Genomic DNA, 15,655 nt, shown 5'->3' with positions numbered 1-15,655 from the left:
CTTGTTCACGCGGCCAGCCAGGATGCGGCCCACCCGCCATCCCGTGCCGCCACGGTCATGAGTCAGGTGAGCGCCGTTGGGTCGCTGGCTGCTGAAACGGCCGGCGGCTGCCCGAGCCTGGGGAAAAAACTCCTCGCAGCGCTCCTCGGGAGACCAGGACATTATACCCAGTCGAATCGGAAAAGGTAGGACTTGCCATGTCAAAGCGATAAACTAAGGGCTTGTCCTTCCGCCGGACCGCCATGAGTTTCGTATTCACCCCGCTGGCCGCGCTATCCGGCCTGGCCGCGCTGCTGGCCGCCGCCATCAGCATCATCGCCTGGAGCCGCAGGCAATTCGCCGGCGTGCGCTGGCTGGCGCTGCTGATGGCCTCGGTCGCGTTCTGGGCGGCCGGCGCGATGTGCGAACTGTCCGTCACCAGCATAGCCGCCAAGCTGTTCTGGTCCAAGGTGGAATACCTGGGCACGCTGAGCACCCCGGTGCTGTTCCTGCTGCTGGCGCTGGACTACAACCACATCTCGCTGCGGCGGCGCGGGCTGGCCCTGCTGTTCGCCGTTCCCGCCGCCTGCCTACTGCTGGCGGCCACCAACGAGCGCCACAGCCTGGTGTGGACCAGCTTCCAGCCCAGCCCCTCGGGCCACAACCTGCTGATCTACGGCCACGGTCCGGCGTTCTGGCTGGGCGTGGCCGGTTATTCCTATCTGATGATGCTGCTGGGCAGCCTGCTGCTGATTCGCGCGCTGCACTACTTCCCCGCGCATTTCCGCGGCCAGTCGCTGACGCTGATGCTGAGCGCGATCGCGCCGTGGTTCGGCAACATTCTTTACCTGACCGGCGCCTTTCCGCTGCAAGGCCTGGACCCGACGCCCCACTCTTTCGCCTTCACCGGCCTGATCTTCGCGATCGATCTGCTCTATCTGCGCCAGCTGCACCTGGTGCCGGTGGCGCGCGCCCGCGCCTTCGAGGCCATGGGCGACGGCGTGGTGGTGGTCGACCACCAGCTGCGCATCCTCGACATCAACCCATCCGGGGTCCGCATGCTGGGCGGCGCGCCGGCGGACTGGCCCGGCCAGCCGCTGCCCGCCCCATGGCTGGAGGCCAGCATGCTGGAAAACGGCGCGCATCTGGAACTGACGACGCCGGACGGCGGCCGCATCCTGGACATCCGCGCCTACGAAATCGAGCCTTTCCACAAACCGGCGCGCACCCGCATGCTGGTGATGCGCGACATCACCCAGCGGCGGCAGGCCGAAGACGCGCTGCGCGAGGCCAATCTGCAGCTGACCGACAGATTGGCGCAAATCGAAACGCTGCAGGCGGCGCTGCGCGAGCAGACGCTGCGCGATCCGCTGACGCATCTGTTCAACCGCCGCTACCTGGACGAAACCTTCGAGCGCGAACGCGAGCGCGCCGAGCGCGAGGCGAAGCCGATCGCGGTGGCGATGATGGATCTGGACGACTTCAAGCGCATCAACGACCAGCATGGCCACCAGGTCGGCGACAGGGTGCTGCAGGCGCTGGCGCGGCTGCTGCAACAGCAAAGCCGGGCCGCCGACATCGTCTGCCGGCTGGGCGGCGAGGAATTCATGGTGGTGCTGCCGGGCAGCGATGCCGAGCAGGCGCAACAGCGGGTTGAAGCATGGCGCCGCGATTTCCATCGCCTGGAGCACATCGGCGAGCATCCGTTCCGCGCCAGCTTTTCCTGCGGCATCGCCGCCCTGCCCGGCAATGGCCGCGCGCTGGACGAGTTGTACCGCCGCGCCGACCAGGCGCTGTACCAGGCCAAGGCGGCCGGCAAGAACTGCAGTGTGCGCGCCGCCAGCGGTCAATAAAAAAACCGCCAGCGGAAACTGGCGGTTTTTTCAGCTGCGACCGGCCTGGCTTACAGGCCGGCGTCGGCGCGCAGCGCCTCGACCTTGTCGGTGCGCTCCCAGCTGAATTCCGGCTCCTCGCGGCCGAAATGGCCATAGGCGGCGGTCTTGCCGTAGATCGGACGCAGCAGGTCCAGCATCTGGATGATGCCCTTCGGACGCAGGTCGAAATGCTTCTTCACCAGCTCGACGATCTTCTCGTTCGGAATGCGGTTGGTGCCGAAGGTGTCGACCGCGATCGAGGTCGGCTCGGCCACGCCGATCGCGTACGACACCTGGATCTGGCACTGGCGCGCCAGGCCGGCGGCGACGATGTTCTTCGCCACGTAGCGGCCGGCGTAGGCCGCCGAACGGTCGACCTTGGACGGATCCTTGCCGGAGAACGCGCCGCCGCCATGCGGCGCCGCGCCGCCATAGGTGTCGACGATGATCTTGCGGCCGGTCAGCCCGCAATCGCCCATCGGGCCGCCGATGACGAAGCGGCCGGTCGGGTTGATCAGGAACTTGGTTTCCGGGGTGATCATCTCCGGCGGCAGCACCGGCTTGACGATGTCTTCGATCACCGCCTCGGACAGCGTCTTGTGATCGATGTCGGGGCTGTGCTGGGTGGACAGCACCACAGTGTCGATGCGCTTGGGCAGGCCGGTGGCGGCGTCGTACACGCAGGTGATCTGGCTCTTGGCGTCCGGGCGCAGCCACGGCAGGCGGCCGTCCTTGCGCAGTTCGGCCTGACGCTGCACCAGGCGGTGCGCGTAGTAGATCGGGAACGGCATCAGCGTCGGCGTTTCGTCGCAGGCGTAGCCGAACATCAGGCCCTGGTCGCCGGCGCCCTGGTTCAGGTCCAGGCCCTCGCCTTCGTTCACGCCCTGGGCGATGTCGGGAGACTGCTTGTCGTAGCAAGCCATCACCGCGCAGCCGCGGTAGTCGAAGCCCAGTTCGGAATCGTCGTAGCCGATGCGTTTGATGGTCTCGCGGGCTATCTTGATGTAATCGATGTTGGCGGTGGTGGTGATCTCGCCGGCCAATACGACCAGACCGGTGTTGACCAGCGTTTCAGCCGCGACGCGGGCGTGCTTGTCCTCGCGCAGAATCGCGTCGAGGATGGCGTCGGAAATCTGGTCGGCTACCTTGTCCGGATGGCCTTCGGAGACCGATTCGGAGGTAAACAGGTATTCACTCATTTATTATGCGTTCCCAAAAAATACAAAACCTCGTGATGGTAGAATAGGCCGCTTTCAGACCAAGACCGCTCAGATTATGTCCAAGCTAGTCCAACTGCTACTGACCTTCCTGGCGAGCCTCCCATTATCCTGGCTACAAGGTTTGGGCGCCGCTCTGGGGCGGCTGACTTATCTCGCGTCCCCGCGGTTCGCGGCGCGGCTGCGGGAGAATCTGAGTTCTAGTAAAATCTTCCAAAACTATCAGCTTTTACCGCGCCAAGTCAAACTGGCGGCGGCGGAAACCGGCAAAGGCGCGCTGGAGCTGGCCATCGCCTGGTGCCGCAGTCCGGAAGACATCGCCGCCATGGTCAGGCGGTGCCAAGGCTGGGAGCATGTCGAGACCGCTCTGGAACAGAATAACGGCATCGTCTTCATCACGCCACATCTGGGCAGCTACGATATCGCTGGCCGCTACATCAGTTCGCGGCTGCCGTTTCCGCTGACCGCGATGTATCGGCCGCCCAAGCTGCAGTGGCTTGAACCGGTGATGCAGGCCGGCCGCGCGCGCGGCAAGGGCCGCACCGCCCCGGCCACCGCCGCCGGCGTGCGCGCGCTGATGAAGGCGCTGAAGTCCGGCGAAGCCACCATCATCCTGCCCGACCAGGTGCCCGGCAACGGCGAGGGCGTATGGGCGCCGTTTTTCGGCCGCCCCGCCTATACGATGACGCTGGTGCCCCGCCTGGCGCAGATGAGCAAGGTGACCACGCTATTCTTCGTCGGCGAACGGCTGCCGGGCGGCCAAGGCTTCGCGGTGCACATCGAACCGCTGGCGCAGCCATTCACCGGCGACAAGGAAGCCGACTGCGCGCGGATGAACGCCCAGGTGGAAAGTCTGATCCGCCGCTTCCCCAGCCAGTACCTGTGGAGCTACAACCGCTACAAATGCCCGGCCGGCGTCGCCCGGCCGGACTCAGAACAAGGACACGCATGAAATTCGCTTTCGCCCTGCTGTGGCTGATCCGCCTACTGCCGATGCGGGCCATCGGCCTCATCGCCGCCGGCCTGGGCAACCTCGCCTACCTGTTGGCGCGCGGTCGCCGCCGCGTCGGCCTGATCAATCTGCGGCTGTGCTTCCCGGACATGCCGCTGGCCGAACGCAAGCGGCTGATCCGCAAGAACTGCCAGCACATGATACGGCTGGCGCTGGAGTACGGCGTGTGCTGGTGGAGTTCAGCCAAGCGCATCGACAACCTGGTGGACATCAAGAACCTGCATTACGTCACCGATCTTCGCGACAAGGGCGAGGATGTGATCCTGTTCTATCCGCACTTCGTCGGCTTCGAAATGTGCGTCTACGCGCTTAACCAGTACATCCCGCTGGTCAGCGTGTATTCGCACCAGAAGAACGAGGCGCTGGACAAGCAGATCTACGCCGGGCGCCAGCGCTACGACAACGCCTACATCGTGTCGCGCCAGGAGGGCCTGCGCCCGATCATCAAGGCGATGCGCAAGGACCACGCGCCCTTCCTGTATCTGCCGGACCAGGATTTCGGCGTCCGCGACTCGCTGTTCGTCGACTTCTTCGGCGTCAAGGCGGCTACCATCACCGGCATGTCGCGCATCGCCAAACTCGCCCGCGCCAAGGTGGTGCCGGCGATCCCCCGCCGCGTCGGCGACCGTTTCGAACTGGAGTTCTATCCCGCCTGGGACGGCTATCCCAGCGAAGACATCGAGGCCGACACCCGCCGCATGAACGCTTTCCTGGAAGACCGCGTCCGCGAAATTCCGGACCAGTACTTCTGGCTGCACAAACGCTTCAAGAACCGCCCCCAGGGCGAAACCCGCGTGTATTGATCCCACATCCGGGCGCTTGTCCCGCCTCAAATGCCAATGCATTAATCAGATAACAGTCTTCCTGTTTACGGTATATTGTTGATCCCCGTTAACATACGCACACGTATTTAAAACAGGAAGATTGTTAATGATAAAACAAACTCTTTGCAGCGCCGCTCTGGCAGCCGCCCTGCTGTCCGGCTGCGCCACCGAGTCTTCCCAGACGCTCGCTGTCGCGCAGGTCGCCAGCGCCAACAAGCCCTACAACGGTCCGCGCGCGCCGATTTCGGTCGGCAAGTTCGACAACCGCTCCAGCTTCATGCGCGGCATCTTCTCCGATGGCGTCGACCACCTGGGCAGCCAGGCCAAGACCGTGCTGATCACCCATCTGCAGCAAAGCAACCGCTTCAACGTGCTTGATCGCGACAACCTCGCGGAAATCAAGCAGGAAGCCGGCCTGAAACAGCAGGCGCAAGCGCTGAAGGGTGCCGACTACGTGATCACCGGCGACGTCACCGAATTCGGCCGCAAGGAAGTCGGCGATCACCAGCTGTTCGGCATCCTGGGCCGCGGCAAGCAGCAGATCGCCTACGCCAAGGTCAGCCTGAACGTGGTCAACACCCAGACCGCCGAAGTCGTCTTTTCCTCCCAAGGCGCCGGCGAATACTCGCTGTCCAATCGAGAGATCATCGGCTTCGGCGGCACTGCCAGCTACGACTCCACGCTGAACGGCAAGGTACTGGATCTGGCCATGCGCGAAGCAGTCAACAACCTGGTCAACGGCATCGACTCCGGCGCCTGGACGCCTGGCAAATAAGCCCCACCCCATACAAAAACAATACCGAGACAATGAAAACGAAAAGCATCAAGACGCATCGCCGCGTGATCGGCATGCTCGCTGGCTGCGCGCTGCTCAGCGCCTGCGCGACCGGCCCCAAGACACTCTACCAATGGGAGTCGTACCAACCGGAAGTGTATGAGTACCTGAAGGGCGACGGCGCGGACGCTCAGAAGCAGATCTCCGTGCTGGAAGAAGGACTGCAGAAGATCCGCGCCAAGGGCAATCAGGAGCCGCCGGGCTATCACGCCCATCTGGGCATGTTGTACGCAAATGCCGGCAACACCGACCGGATGGCGCAGGAGTTCGAAACCGAGAAGAAGCTGTTCCCCGAATCGGCTTCCTATCTGGACTTCCTGATGAGCAAGCTGAAAAAATAAGAGGACATCATGCTCAAACATCTCGCCAAGGCGACGCTGATCGCCTCTTTGGCCGCGTTGGCCACCGGCTGCGCCGCCCCGGTCGTCAATCGCGACTACACCGCCTACAAGCAAAGCCGTCCGCGCGCCATCCTGGTGCTGCCGCCGGTCAATGACTCGCCCGAAGTCAACGGCCCTATCGGCGTGCTGTCGCAGATGACCTACCCGCTGGCCGAAGCCGGCTACTACGTGGTCCCGATCACCCTGATGACGGAAACCTTCAAGCAGAACGGCCTCGCCACCGCCAATGACATTCAGGCGGTCTCCCCCGCCAAGCTGCGCGAGATCTTCGGCGCCGATGCCGCGCTGTACACCACGGTCAAACGCTACGGCGTGCGCTACAGCGTGCTGGACAGCGTCGCGGAAGTGGAAGTGCAGACCAAGCTGGTGGACCTGAAAAGCGGCCAGGAGCTGTGGGCCGGCAGCGCCGCCGCCAACAACGCCAACAGCAACAACAACAATGCAGGCGGATTGGTGGGCATGCTGATCAACGCCGCGATCAAGCAGATCGTCAACAGCGCCAGCGACGCCACCTATCCGGTCGCCGGCATGGCCACCAATCAGCTGCTGTCCGCGGGGCGCGCCAACGGCGTGCTGTATGGCCCGCGCTCGCCACAATACGGCACCGACTGAGCGCCTGGCTTAGGAATGGAACAGCCGCCCCGCCTTACGGCCGGGCGGCTTTTTCATGCGCGCTTACCACTTGGGCAGCAGGAAGGGCTGGGAGCAGGTGTCCTCGCGCTCCGCCGCCGGCGTGTCCATGAAGCTGTCCACCTCCGGGAAGCTGTCCAGCTTGTCCTTCTTCAGCGTGAACCACAACTCGGTCAGCACGTTGCGGCCCTTGGCGTCCTTGGCGCAGCGCAGCTGCAGCGCGCCGCGCTCGCCGGTGGCGTAGCCCTTGGCGAATGCATCCTTCACTTCCGCGCCAGTGCGGGTCTGGCCAGCCTGGACGCTCAGGTAGCGGCCAAAGTCGCTGTCCACCACCGCTTCGCGCAGCTGCAGCGCGGTGGAGAAAAATTCGTTGGCGTCGTAGCCGAAGCACTGGACGTGCTTCACGTATTCATGGGTCTGCAGATCGCTGGCGAGCTGCGGCATGGTTTCCTTCAAGCGCTGCCTCAACTCTTCCGACAACACCGGAATCGCCAGTACATGCGGCAGCATCGAGCAGCCCGACGCCCACCATTGCTGCACTTTCACGCCCTTGTCTTCCAGGCTCTTGGGCTCCGACGGCCACAAGCCATGCAGGCCGATCAATTCCTCCCTCGGCTGGCTGGGCAGACAGCCCTCGCCGCCGGCGCTGCAGAAGCCCGGGAGCCACGCCAGCGCGAAGGTGTAATGGGCGAAATCGCCGTGGCGGGCCGGCTTCAGCTCGTCAGCCTGGGCAACGCCCGCCAGCAGGGCGAGCAGGGAGACCGTCAGTAATTTGCGCATGATGATGACCATTGAGTTCTTTCCGCATTTCATGCGGATATAAAATGTCAATTTCAATCAAAATGCAATATTTAGCAAGCAGCCGCAACAAATGACAATAAAAAAAGCACTGCCTGGGCAGTGCTTTGTTGCTTGCGCGTTCGCGCCGCTATTGTCCCGGCTTGCGCCAGAAATACCGGTAGACGAATCCCGGAAAGGCCGCCACCACGAACAGCGCGAAAGTGGTGACGTAAAACTGCCAATTCTGCGCATGCACCGGCATCGTCTGCGCCTCCAGCAGGCGGGCCAGCAGGCCCACCAGCAGATACAGCGCGACAAGCTCCAGCGCCTGCCAGCCGAAGTGCTTGCGCGCCACCTTGAACACGCAGGCCACGCGGGAGGTGGCGAACGGCAGGTTGGCGGCCGCCAAGGCCAGCAGCAGCAGGATCACGATGCCGGTCTGCATGGCCCAGTCCTTACATCATGCCCAGAGACTGGCGCATCACCTGCGCGCACAGCTCAAGCAGCGACTGCGGCAGGATGCCCACCGCCAGCAGCGCCAGCGCGTTCAGCGACAGCACCAGCTTCATGTCGGCGCGGACGGCGATCGGGGCGTTGTCCTGGGCGTCGTCGAAGTAGATGGCCTTGACCACGCGCAGGTAGTAGAAGGCGCCGATCACCGACATCAGCACGGAGAACACGGCCAGCTTGATCATGCCGATCTGCACCACGGCCTGGATCACCGCGAACTTGGCGTAGAAGCCGGCCAGCGGCGGGATGCCGGCCATAGAGAACATGGCCAGCAGCATCAACAGCGCGTACCAGCTGTTGCGGCTGTTCAGGCCCTTCAGATCGTCGATCTTCTCGCACTCGAAACCCTTGCGCGACAGCGCCAGGATGATGCCGAAGCTGACCAGCGACATCGCCACGTACACCACCGCGTAGAACAGCGCGGCGGAGTAGCCCTGCTTGGTGCCGGCCAGCACGCCCAACAGCAGGAAGCCCATGTGCGAGATGGTGGAGTAAGCCAGCATCCGCTTGATGTTGGTCTGCACGATAGCGGTGATGTTGCCGATGGCCATCGACAGCACCGCGACGATGATCAGCATGCCCTGCCAGTCGCCCACCAGCGCGTCCAGGCCCTGGGCCAGGATGCGCAGCACGAACACGAAGGCGGCCAGCTTGGGCGCGGCGCCGACCATCAGCGTGACGGAGGTCGGCGAACCCTGGTAGACGTCGGGCACCCACATGTGGAACGGCACGGCGCCCAGCTTGAAGCTCAGGCCGGCGACGATGAACACCAGGCCGAAGATCAGCAGCACGCCGTTGGCGGAGTGCGACTTGATCGCCTTGGCGACGGCGGCCAGCTCCAGCGAGCCGGTGGCGCCGTAGATCATCGAGATGCCGTACAGCAGCAGGCCGGAAGCCAGCGCGCCCAGCACGAAGTACTTCATCGCCGACTCGGTGGCCGGGACGGAGTCGCGTTGCAGCGCGATCAGCGAGTACAGCGCCAGCGACAGCAGCTCCAGGCCCATGTACAGGGTCAGGAAGTGGGACGCGGACACCATCAGGTTCATGCCCAACAGCGCGAACAGCGACAGCGAGAAGTACTCGCCCTTGAACAGGCCGCGGTCGGCGGTGTACTGGCGGCTGTACACCAGCACGATGGCGGTGACGCCGTACATCGCCAGCTTGACCAGCGCCGCCAGCGGATCGGCGACGAACATGCCGGAGAACGTGGTCACCGGATACGGGGTAAAGGTGCATACCTGCGCGACGGCGGCGCCGACCAGGGTCAGCAGCGTCAGGCCGTAGGTGACGCAGCGCTTTTCATCGGAGATGAAAAGATCCAGCATCAGCACTACCAGCAACGCGCCGATCAGGAACAGCTCCGGCATCGCGGGTATCAGGTTGAGATCAGCCCAATTCATTTGTGTGTATTCCTTCCGTCCTTACGGCAGCTTGGTCTGCGCGACGTGCGTGATCAGGTCGTTGACCGCCAGGTGCATCTTGGCGACGAAAGCCTGCGGGTACAGACCCATGCCCAGCACCATCAAGGCCAGGATGGCCAGCACCAGGAACTCGCGCTTGTTGACGTCGGACAGCTCGGCCACATGCTCGTTGGCCACGTCGCCGAAGATCACGCGCTTGTACATCCACAAGGTGTAGGCGGCGCCGAAGATCAGCGTGGTGGCGGCCAGCGCGGCGTACCAGAAGTTCACCTGCACCGCGCCCATGATCACCATGAATTCGCCGACGAAGCCGGAAGTGGCCGGCAGGCCGGAGTTGGCCATCGCGAACAGCATCATGAAGGCGGCGAAGATCGGCATCTTGTTGGCCACGCCGCCGTAGTCGGCGATGTTGCGGCTGTGCACGCGGTCGTACATCACGCCGATGCAGAAGAACATCGCGGCGGAGACGAAGCCGTGGGACACCATCTGCACCAGCGCGCCCTCGACAGCCCACTGGTTCAGCTCGGAACCGGTGAACAGGAACAGGCCCAGGGTCACGAAGCCCATGTGGGAGATGGACGAGTACGCCACCAGCTTCTTCATGTCGGACTGAACCAGCGCCACCAGGCCGATGTAGACCACCGCCACCAGCGACAGGCCGATGATGATGGGCGACAGCTCGCGCGCGGCGTCCGGCATGATCGGCAGGATGAACCGCAGGAAGCCGTAGGCGCCGATCTTCAGCGTGATCGCGGCCAGCACCATGGAGCCGCCGGTCGGCGCTTCCACGTGGGCGTCAGGCAGCCAGGTGTGGACCGGCCACATCGGCACCTTGACCGCGAAGGACATGAAGAAGGCGACGAACAGCAGGATCTGCACCGTCAGCGAAATCTTGGCGATGTCGTGGAACGCCAGGATCTCGAAGCTCTTGCCGGCCTGGAAGTACAGGTAGATCAAAGCGACCAGCATCAGCAGCGAGCCGAGCAGCGTGTACAGGAAGAACTTGATCGACGCGTAGACGCGGCGCGGACCGCCCCAGACGCCGATGATCAGGTACATCGGGATCAGCATGCCTTCGAAGAAGACATAGAACAGGATGGCGTCCAGCGCGGCGAAGGCGCCGTTGATCAGGCCGGACATGATCAGAAAGGCGGCCATGTACTGCGCCACGCGCTTCTGGATCACTTCCCAGCCGGCGATCACCACCAACAGCGTGGTGAAGCTGTTGAGCACCACGAACAGCATCGAGATGCCGTCCACGCCCAGGTGGTAGTTGATGTTGAGCGAAGCGATCCACGGCTTCATCTCTTCGAACTGCATGCCGCCGTTCAGGTTGTTGAACTCGGTGAACAGCGGGATCGACAGCAGGAAGCCCGCCAGGGCTCCCGCCACCGCCAGCCAGCGCGCCAGCGGCGCGCGCTGGTCGCCGCCGGTGGCCAGCACTACCAGGCCGGCCAGTATCGGCGTCCAGATCACCAGACTTAACAGATTTGTGAACATAGTCAAACCTATATTGTTATTTCAATCCCGGAATCCGGACTCAGCGCAGGATCAGCGGCAGGAACCACCAGGTCATCAGACCCAGCACGCCGATGATCATCGCGGTGGCGTAGCTGTAGATGAAGCCGGTCTGCGCGCGGCGCACCACGCTGGAGAACCAGCCCACCAGCTTGGCGGTGCCGTTGACCAGCAGGCCGTCGATCAGCAGCATGTCGCCCACCTTCCAGAACAAGGTGCCCAGCGCGCGCGAGCCCTTGGCGAACACGGCGAAATAGATCTCGTCCAGGTAGTACTTGTTTTCCAGCAGCTTGTGGATCGGGGCGCACTTTTCCTTGATGGCGGCCGGGATGTGCGGCGCCTTCATGTAGAAGTACCAGGCCACGACAACGCCGGCGATGGCCAGCCACAGCGGCAGCGTGGTGAACGAGTGCAGCGTCATGGCGAAGGCGCCGTGGAACTCGTGCGCCAGCTCTTCCATGCCCGGATGCGCTTCGTGGTTGACCGCGATCACGCCCTTGAAGAAGTCGCCGTATACCAGCTTGTCGATCGCGAAGTAACCCACCAGCACCGACGGAATGGCCAGCAGCACCAGCGGCAGCGTCACCACCCACGGCGATTCGTGCGGCTTGTCGTTCGGGCCCAGGCCGTGGTGATGGTCGTGGGACACTTCTTCCTCATCGCTGTCGCCATGATGCTCGTGGTGCGAGCCATGGTTCTCCATCCAGCGCTCCTTGCCGTGGAAGACCAGGAAGTACATGCGGAAGGAGTAGAAGGCGGTGATGAACACGCCCGCCACCACGGCGAAGTAGGCGAAACCGGCCGCGGACAGATGCGAGGCGGCGACCGCCTCGATGATCGAGTCCTTGGAATAGAAGCCGGAGAAGAACGGCGTGCCGATCAGCGCCAGCGAACCCAGCAGCGAGGTCAGCCAGGTGATGGGCATGTACTTGCGCAGGCCGCCCATGTTGCGCATGTCCTGATCGTGGTGCATGCCGATGATCACGGAGCCGGCCGCCAGGAACAGCAGCGCCTTGAAGAAGGCGTGGGTCATCACGTGGAACATCGCCACCGAGTACGCCGAAGCGCCGAGCGCCACGGTCATGTAGCCCAGCTGCGACAGCGTGGAGTAAGCCACCACGCGCTTGATGTCGTTCTGGACGATGCCGAGGAAGCCCATGAACAGCGCGGTGATCGAGCCTGCCACCATCACCACGTTCAGCGCGGTGTCCGACATTTCGAACAGCGGGCTCATGCGCGACACCATGAAGATGCCGGCGGTCACCATGGTGGCCGCGTGGATCAGCGCCGAGATCGGGGTCGGGCCTTCCATCGAGTCCGGCAGCCACACGTGCAGCGGGAACTGGGCGGATTTACCCATCGCGCCGATGAACAGCAGGATGCAGGTGACGGTCAGCAGCGACCATTGCTGGCCGGGGATGATCTCGATGGTCTTCTGGGCCAGCGCCGGCGCGGCGGCGAACACGTCGCTGTAGTTCAGCGAGCCGCCGAAGTAGGCCAGCACCAGGCCGATGCCCAGCAGGAAGCCGAAGTCGCCGACGCGGTTGACCAGGAAGGCCTTCAGGTTGGCGAACACCGCGGTCGGGCGCTTGAACCAGAAGCCGATCAGCAAATAGGACACCAGGCCCACAGCTTCCCAGCCGAAGAACAGCTGGACGAAGTTGTTGCTCATCACCAGCATCAGCATCGAGAAGGTGAACAGCGAGATGTAGCTGAAGAAACGCTGGTAGCCCGGATCATCCTGCATGTAGCCGATGGTGTAGATATGCACCATCAGCGACACGCTGGTGACCACCACCAGCATCATCGCGGTCAGCGAGTCGACCAGGAAGCCGACCGAGTACTCGTAGCCGCCGACGGTCAGCCAGGTGTAGACCGGTCCGTTGAACACTTCCGCGCTTCCGTTGAGGAAGCCCAGAAGCACCTTGAGCGACAGCGCGGCGGAGACCGCCACGCCGGCTATCGTGACGACGTGCGAGGCGCGCCGTCCGATCGCCCATCCAAACAGGCCCGCAATGATGGAACCCGCCAGCGGGGCGAGTGCAATCAGCAGGTATAAGTTCTTCATATCCATGCTTTTGTGCTTTGTAATGGTTCCGGTTTGCCGTTAGCCCTTGAGGCTGCCCAAGTCTTCAACGTTGATGCTCTGCAGGTTGCGGAACAGCACCACCAGGATCGCCAGACCAATGGCGGACTCGGCGGCGGCAACCGTCAGGATGAAGAACACGAAGATCTGGCCTGCCGAATCCGACAGGTAGTGCGAGAACGCGATGAAGTTGAAATTCACCGCCAGCAGCATCAGCTCGATGGCCATCAGCAGGATGATCAGGTTTTTCCGGTTCAGGAAAATCCCGAGCACGCTGATGGCGAACAGGATGGCGGCCAGCACCAGAAAGTGAGTCAGTGTCAGCACGTTTCCTCCCTTATTGGTTGATTGGCCGTCAGGCCTGTTGCTCACTGGAATCGGCCTGTTCGGCTTCTTCCACTTTTTTCACGGCGTCCATCTTGACGATGCGGACGCGGTCTTCGCGGCGCACCTTCACCTGGACGGCGGGGTCGATCACCTTGCTGTCCTTGCGCGCGCGCATGGTCAGGCCGATGGCGGCGATCATCGCCAGCAGCAGCACGACCGCCGCGATCTCGAACGGCAGCAGATAAGTGGTGTACAGCTGGCTGCCCAGCATCTTGACGTTGCTGAAGTCGGCGGCCAGCGGCGCGGCGGCCTTGTACTGCGACAACGCGGCCTGCGGGCTAACCAGGATCAGCGCCATTTCGAACACCATGATGGCCCCGACGGTGGCAGCCACCGGCAGGTTCTTCCAGAAGCCTTCGCGCAGTTTCTCGATGTTGATGTCCAGCATCATCACCACGAACAGGAAAAGCACCATCACCGCGCCAACGTAGACCAGCACCAGCGTGATCGCCAGGAACTCCGACTCCATCAGCAGCCAGTGGCCGGCGCTGGTGAAGAAGGCCAGCACCAGGAACAACGCGGCGTGAACCGGGTTCTTAGCGGTGACCACCCGCACGCCGGCGAAAACCAGAATGGCGGACAGAACGTAGAAAATTACCGTAGTTAGGTTCATGGCCTCCCCTTAGCGATACTTGGCGTCGGCCGCCTTGTTGGCGGCGATTTCGGCCTCGTACTTGTCGCCGATCGCCAGCAGCATCGGCTTGGTGTAGTAGAGGTCGCCACGTTTTTCACCGTGGTATTCGAAGATGTGGGTTTCCACGATGGCGTCCACCGGACAGGCTTCCTCGCAGAAGCCGCAGAAGATGCACTTGGTCAGATCGATGTCGTACCGCGTGGTACGGCGGGTGCCGTCGTCGCGCTGCTCGGACTCGATGTTGATGGCCAGCGCCGGACACACCGCCTCGCACAGCTTGCACGCGATGCAGCGCTCTTCGCCGTTGGCGTAGCGGCGCTGCGCGTGCAGGCCGCGGAAGCGCGGCGAAATCGGCGTCTTCTCTTCCGGGAACTGCACCGTGATCTTGCGGGCGAAGAAGTAGCGGCCAGTGACCATCAGGCCCTTGACCAGCTCCACCAGCAGGAAGGTCTTGAAAAAGTTGCGGATCGAATTCATTTTTTCACCTATCCCCTGTCTCAGTGCCAGATGGACAGCGGGGTAAACATCCACACGCCCACCACCAGGATCCACGCCAGGGTCACCGGGATGAACACCTTCCAGCCCAGACGCATGATCTGGTCATAGCGATAGCGCGGGAAGGTGGCGCGGAACCACAGGAAGCAGAACAGCACCATCGATACCTTGATCGCCAGCCAGTGGAAGCCGCCGGCGCCCAGGATGCCCCACGACGCCGGGAACGGCGACAGCCAGCCGCCCAGGAACAGCAGCGCGGTCAGCGCGGCGACCAGGATCATGTTGGCGTACTCGGCCAGGAAGAAGATCGCGAACGCCATGCCCGAATATTCAACGTGGAAACCGGCGACGATTTCCGACTCGCCTTCCGCTACGTCGAACGGCGCGCGGTTGGTCTCGGCCACGCCGGAGATCAGGTAGACGATGAACAGCGGGAACAGCGGAATCCAGTTCCAGGACAGCAGCGAGCCGCCGCCCATGCCGAACGACTGCTGCTTGACGATGTCCACCAGGTTCAGGCTGCCGGACACCATCAGCACGCCAACCAGCGCGAAGCCCATCGCCAGCTCGTAGGAAACGATCTGGGCGGCGGAGCGCATGGCGCCGAGGAAGGAGTACTTCGAGTTGCCCGCCCAGCCGGCGATGATCACGCCGTACACGCCCATCGAGGTCAGCGCCAGGATGTACAGCAGCGAAGCGTTGACGTTGGCCACCACCAGGTGTTCGGTGAACGGAATCACCGCCCAGGCCGCCAGGGCCGGTCCGATGGACAGCACCGGCGCCAGCAGGAACAAGCCCTTGCTGGAGTTGGTGGGCAGGATGATTTCCTTCATCAGCAGCTTCACCGCGTCGGCGATGGGCTGCAGCAGACCGAAATAACCGACCCGGTTGGGGCCGATGCGGATCTGCATGTAGCCGATCACCTTGCGCTCGGCCAGCGTCAGATACGCCACGCAGCCCAACATCGGCAGCACGATGGCGATGATCTTCAGCAGGGTCCACACCAGGAGCCCTGCGTCAGTGCCAAGAATACCTTGCAAGAACTCCATCGT

Annotated in this window: 16 protein-coding genes and 1 riboswitch; of the genes, 6 read left to right on the top strand and 10 right to left on the bottom strand. The window is 63.2% G+C overall.

Translation table 11 applies throughout. From position 1 onward, the window contains the following. Positions 1-61 precede the first annotated feature (61 nt). Positions 62-153, bottom strand: a riboswitch (S-adenosyl-L-homocysteine riboswitch). An 89-nt stretch (positions 154-242) separates the two neighbouring features. Then, positions 243-1,832 (top strand): histidine kinase N-terminal 7TM domain-containing protein, encoded by a 1,590-nt coding sequence (locus ACY3GB_RS18285; protein WP_463089983.1) that lies wholly within the window; start codon positions 243-245, stop codon positions 1,830-1,832. Between the two features lie 50 nt (positions 1,833-1,882). Here the strand turns inward: ACY3GB_RS18285 and metK are convergent, their stop codons facing one another. Continuing rightward, positions 1,883-3,052 (bottom strand): methionine adenosyltransferase, encoded by a 1,170-nt coding sequence (gene metK, locus ACY3GB_RS18280; RefSeq protein ID WP_463089982.1) that lies wholly within the window; start codon positions 3,050-3,052, stop codon positions 1,883-1,885. A gap of 76 nt (positions 3,053-3,128) precedes the next feature. On the opposite strand from metK, the gene ACY3GB_RS18275 reads away from it, so the two are divergent. From ACY3GB_RS18275 to ACY3GB_RS18255, 5 genes are all read left to right on the top strand, one after another. Continuing rightward, positions 3,129-4,022: a lysophospholipid acyltransferase family protein gene (locus ACY3GB_RS18275; protein WP_463089981.1), complete on the top strand. Its 894-nt coding sequence runs from the start codon at positions 3,129-3,131 to the stop codon at positions 4,020-4,022. Next, a complete protein-coding gene (locus tag ACY3GB_RS18270; protein WP_463089980.1) occupies positions 4,019-4,885 on the top strand; it encodes a lipid A biosynthesis lauroyl acyltransferase in 867 nt (288 codons plus the stop codon). The genes ACY3GB_RS18275 and ACY3GB_RS18270 overlap by 4 nt, the downstream gene beginning before the upstream one ends. A gap of 127 nt (positions 4,886-5,012) precedes the next feature. Beyond that, positions 5,013-5,681 carry a CsgG/HfaB family protein gene (locus ACY3GB_RS18265; RefSeq protein ID WP_463089979.1) on the top strand — a complete coding sequence of 223 codons (669 nt, stop codon included), beginning with the start codon at positions 5,013-5,015 and terminating at the stop codon, positions 5,679-5,681. Between the two features lie 32 nt (positions 5,682-5,713). Continuing rightward, complete coding sequence (locus tag ACY3GB_RS18260; protein WP_463089978.1) at positions 5,714-6,082, top strand: DUF4810 domain-containing protein; 369 nt, start codon at positions 5,714-5,716, stop codon at positions 6,080-6,082. A 9-nt stretch (positions 6,083-6,091) separates the two neighbouring features. After that, the gene (locus ACY3GB_RS18255) at positions 6,092-6,754 is read left to right on the top strand and encodes a DUF799 domain-containing protein (protein ID WP_463089977.1); all 663 of its coding nucleotides are present in this window, start codon (positions 6,092-6,094) and stop codon (positions 6,752-6,754) included. 63 nt (positions 6,755-6,817) lie between these two features. Here the strand turns inward: ACY3GB_RS18255 and ACY3GB_RS18250 are convergent, their stop codons facing one another. From ACY3GB_RS18250 to nuoH, 9 genes are all read right to left on the bottom strand, one after another. Further along, the gene (locus ACY3GB_RS18250; RefSeq protein WP_463089976.1) at positions 6,818-7,552 is read right to left on the bottom strand and encodes a ribonuclease T2; all 735 of its coding nucleotides are present in this window, start codon (positions 7,550-7,552) and stop codon (positions 6,818-6,820) included. Between the two features lie 148 nt (positions 7,553-7,700). Next, positions 7,701-7,997 carry a DUF2818 family protein gene (locus ACY3GB_RS18245; RefSeq protein WP_463089975.1) on the bottom strand — a complete coding sequence of 99 codons (297 nt, stop codon included), beginning with the start codon at positions 7,995-7,997 and terminating at the stop codon, positions 7,701-7,703. Positions 7,998-8,007: 10 nt separating this feature from the next. Continuing rightward, the gene (gene nuoN / locus ACY3GB_RS18240) at positions 8,008-9,462 is read right to left on the bottom strand and encodes an NADH-quinone oxidoreductase subunit NuoN (RefSeq protein ID WP_463089974.1); all 1,455 of its coding nucleotides are present in this window, start codon (positions 9,460-9,462) and stop codon (positions 8,008-8,010) included. A 21-nt stretch (positions 9,463-9,483) separates the two neighbouring features. Continuing rightward, entirely contained in the window at positions 9,484-10,983 is a 1,500-nt protein-coding gene (locus ACY3GB_RS18235; protein WP_463089973.1) for an NADH-quinone oxidoreductase subunit M, read from the bottom strand. Positions 10,984-11,023: 40 nt separating this feature from the next. Beyond that, on the bottom strand, positions 11,024-13,075 hold the full coding sequence (gene nuoL / locus ACY3GB_RS18230; protein ID WP_463089972.1) for an NADH-quinone oxidoreductase subunit L: 2,052 nt from the start codon (positions 13,073-13,075) through the stop codon (positions 11,024-11,026). A 33-nt stretch (positions 13,076-13,108) separates the two neighbouring features. Continuing rightward, positions 13,109-13,414 carry an NADH-quinone oxidoreductase subunit NuoK gene (nuoK, locus tag ACY3GB_RS18225; RefSeq protein ID WP_011134506.1) on the bottom strand — a complete coding sequence of 102 codons (306 nt, stop codon included), beginning with the start codon at positions 13,412-13,414 and terminating at the stop codon, positions 13,109-13,111. A 28-nt stretch (positions 13,415-13,442) separates the two neighbouring features. After that, positions 13,443-14,087, bottom strand: coding sequence for an NADH-quinone oxidoreductase subunit J (locus ACY3GB_RS18220; protein WP_463089971.1), 645 nt, complete (start codon positions 14,085-14,087; stop codon positions 13,443-13,445). A 9-nt stretch (positions 14,088-14,096) separates the two neighbouring features. Continuing rightward, a complete protein-coding gene (gene nuoI, locus ACY3GB_RS18215) occupies positions 14,097-14,576 on the bottom strand; it encodes an NADH-quinone oxidoreductase subunit NuoI (RefSeq protein WP_199776295.1) in 480 nt (159 codons plus the stop codon). A 29-nt stretch (positions 14,577-14,605) separates the two neighbouring features. Beyond that, entirely contained in the window at positions 14,606-15,652 is a 1,047-nt protein-coding gene (gene nuoH / locus ACY3GB_RS18210) for an NADH-quinone oxidoreductase subunit NuoH (protein ID WP_021476502.1), read from the bottom strand. Between the last annotated feature and the right edge of the window lie 3 nt (positions 15,653-15,655).

Source organism: Chromobacterium sp. Ag138 (genome assembly GCF_055181315.1).
This window is presented reverse-complemented; position numbering and strand designations above follow the sequence as displayed.

What these genes read in the sequence shown, in the direction of transcription:
- ACY3GB_RS18265 (WP_463089979.1), top strand. Translation starts at nt 5,013, where the DNA reads ATGATAAAACAAACTCTTTGCAGCGCCGCTCTGGCAGCCGCCCTGCTG.
- ACY3GB_RS18220 (WP_463089971.1), bottom strand. Translation starts at nt 14,087, where the DNA reads ATGAACCTAACTACGGTAATTTTCTACGTTCTGTCCGCCATTCTGGTT.
- ACY3GB_RS18270 (WP_463089980.1), top strand. Translation starts at nt 4,019, where the DNA reads ATGAAATTCGCTTTCGCCCTGCTGTGGCTGATCCGCCTACTGCCGATG.
- nuoL (WP_463089972.1), bottom strand. Translation starts at nt 13,075, where the DNA reads ATGGATATGAAGAACTTATACCTGCTGATTGCACTCGCCCCGCTGGCG.
- ACY3GB_RS18255 (WP_463089977.1), top strand. Translation starts at nt 6,092, where the DNA reads ATGCTCAAACATCTCGCCAAGGCGACGCTGATCGCCTCTTTGGCCGCG.
- nuoH (WP_021476502.1), bottom strand. Translation starts at nt 15,652, where the DNA reads ATGGAGTTCTTGCAAGGTATTCTTGGCACTGACGCAGGGCTCCTGGTG.
- ACY3GB_RS18250 (WP_463089976.1), bottom strand. Translation starts at nt 7,552, where the DNA reads ATGCGCAAATTACTGACGGTCTCCCTGCTCGCCCTGCTGGCGGGCGTT.
- ACY3GB_RS18275 (WP_463089981.1), top strand. Translation starts at nt 3,129, where the DNA reads ATGTCCAAGCTAGTCCAACTGCTACTGACCTTCCTGGCGAGCCTCCCA.
- metK (WP_463089982.1), bottom strand. Translation starts at nt 3,052, where the DNA reads ATGAGTGAATACCTGTTTACCTCCGAATCGGTCTCCGAAGGCCATCCG.
- nuoN (WP_463089974.1), bottom strand. Translation starts at nt 9,462, where the DNA reads ATGAATTGGGCTGATCTCAACCTGATACCCGCGATGCCGGAGCTGTTC.
- ACY3GB_RS18285 (WP_463089983.1), top strand. Translation starts at nt 243, where the DNA reads ATGAGTTTCGTATTCACCCCGCTGGCCGCGCTATCCGGCCTGGCCGCG.
- ACY3GB_RS18235 (WP_463089973.1), bottom strand. Translation starts at nt 10,983, where the DNA reads ATGTTCACAAATCTGTTAAGTCTGGTGATCTGGACGCCGATACTGGCC.
- ACY3GB_RS18245 (WP_463089975.1), bottom strand. Translation starts at nt 7,997, where the DNA reads ATGCAGACCGGCATCGTGATCCTGCTGCTGCTGGCCTTGGCGGCCGCC.
- ACY3GB_RS18260 (WP_463089978.1), top strand. Translation starts at nt 5,714, where the DNA reads ATGAAAACGAAAAGCATCAAGACGCATCGCCGCGTGATCGGCATGCTC.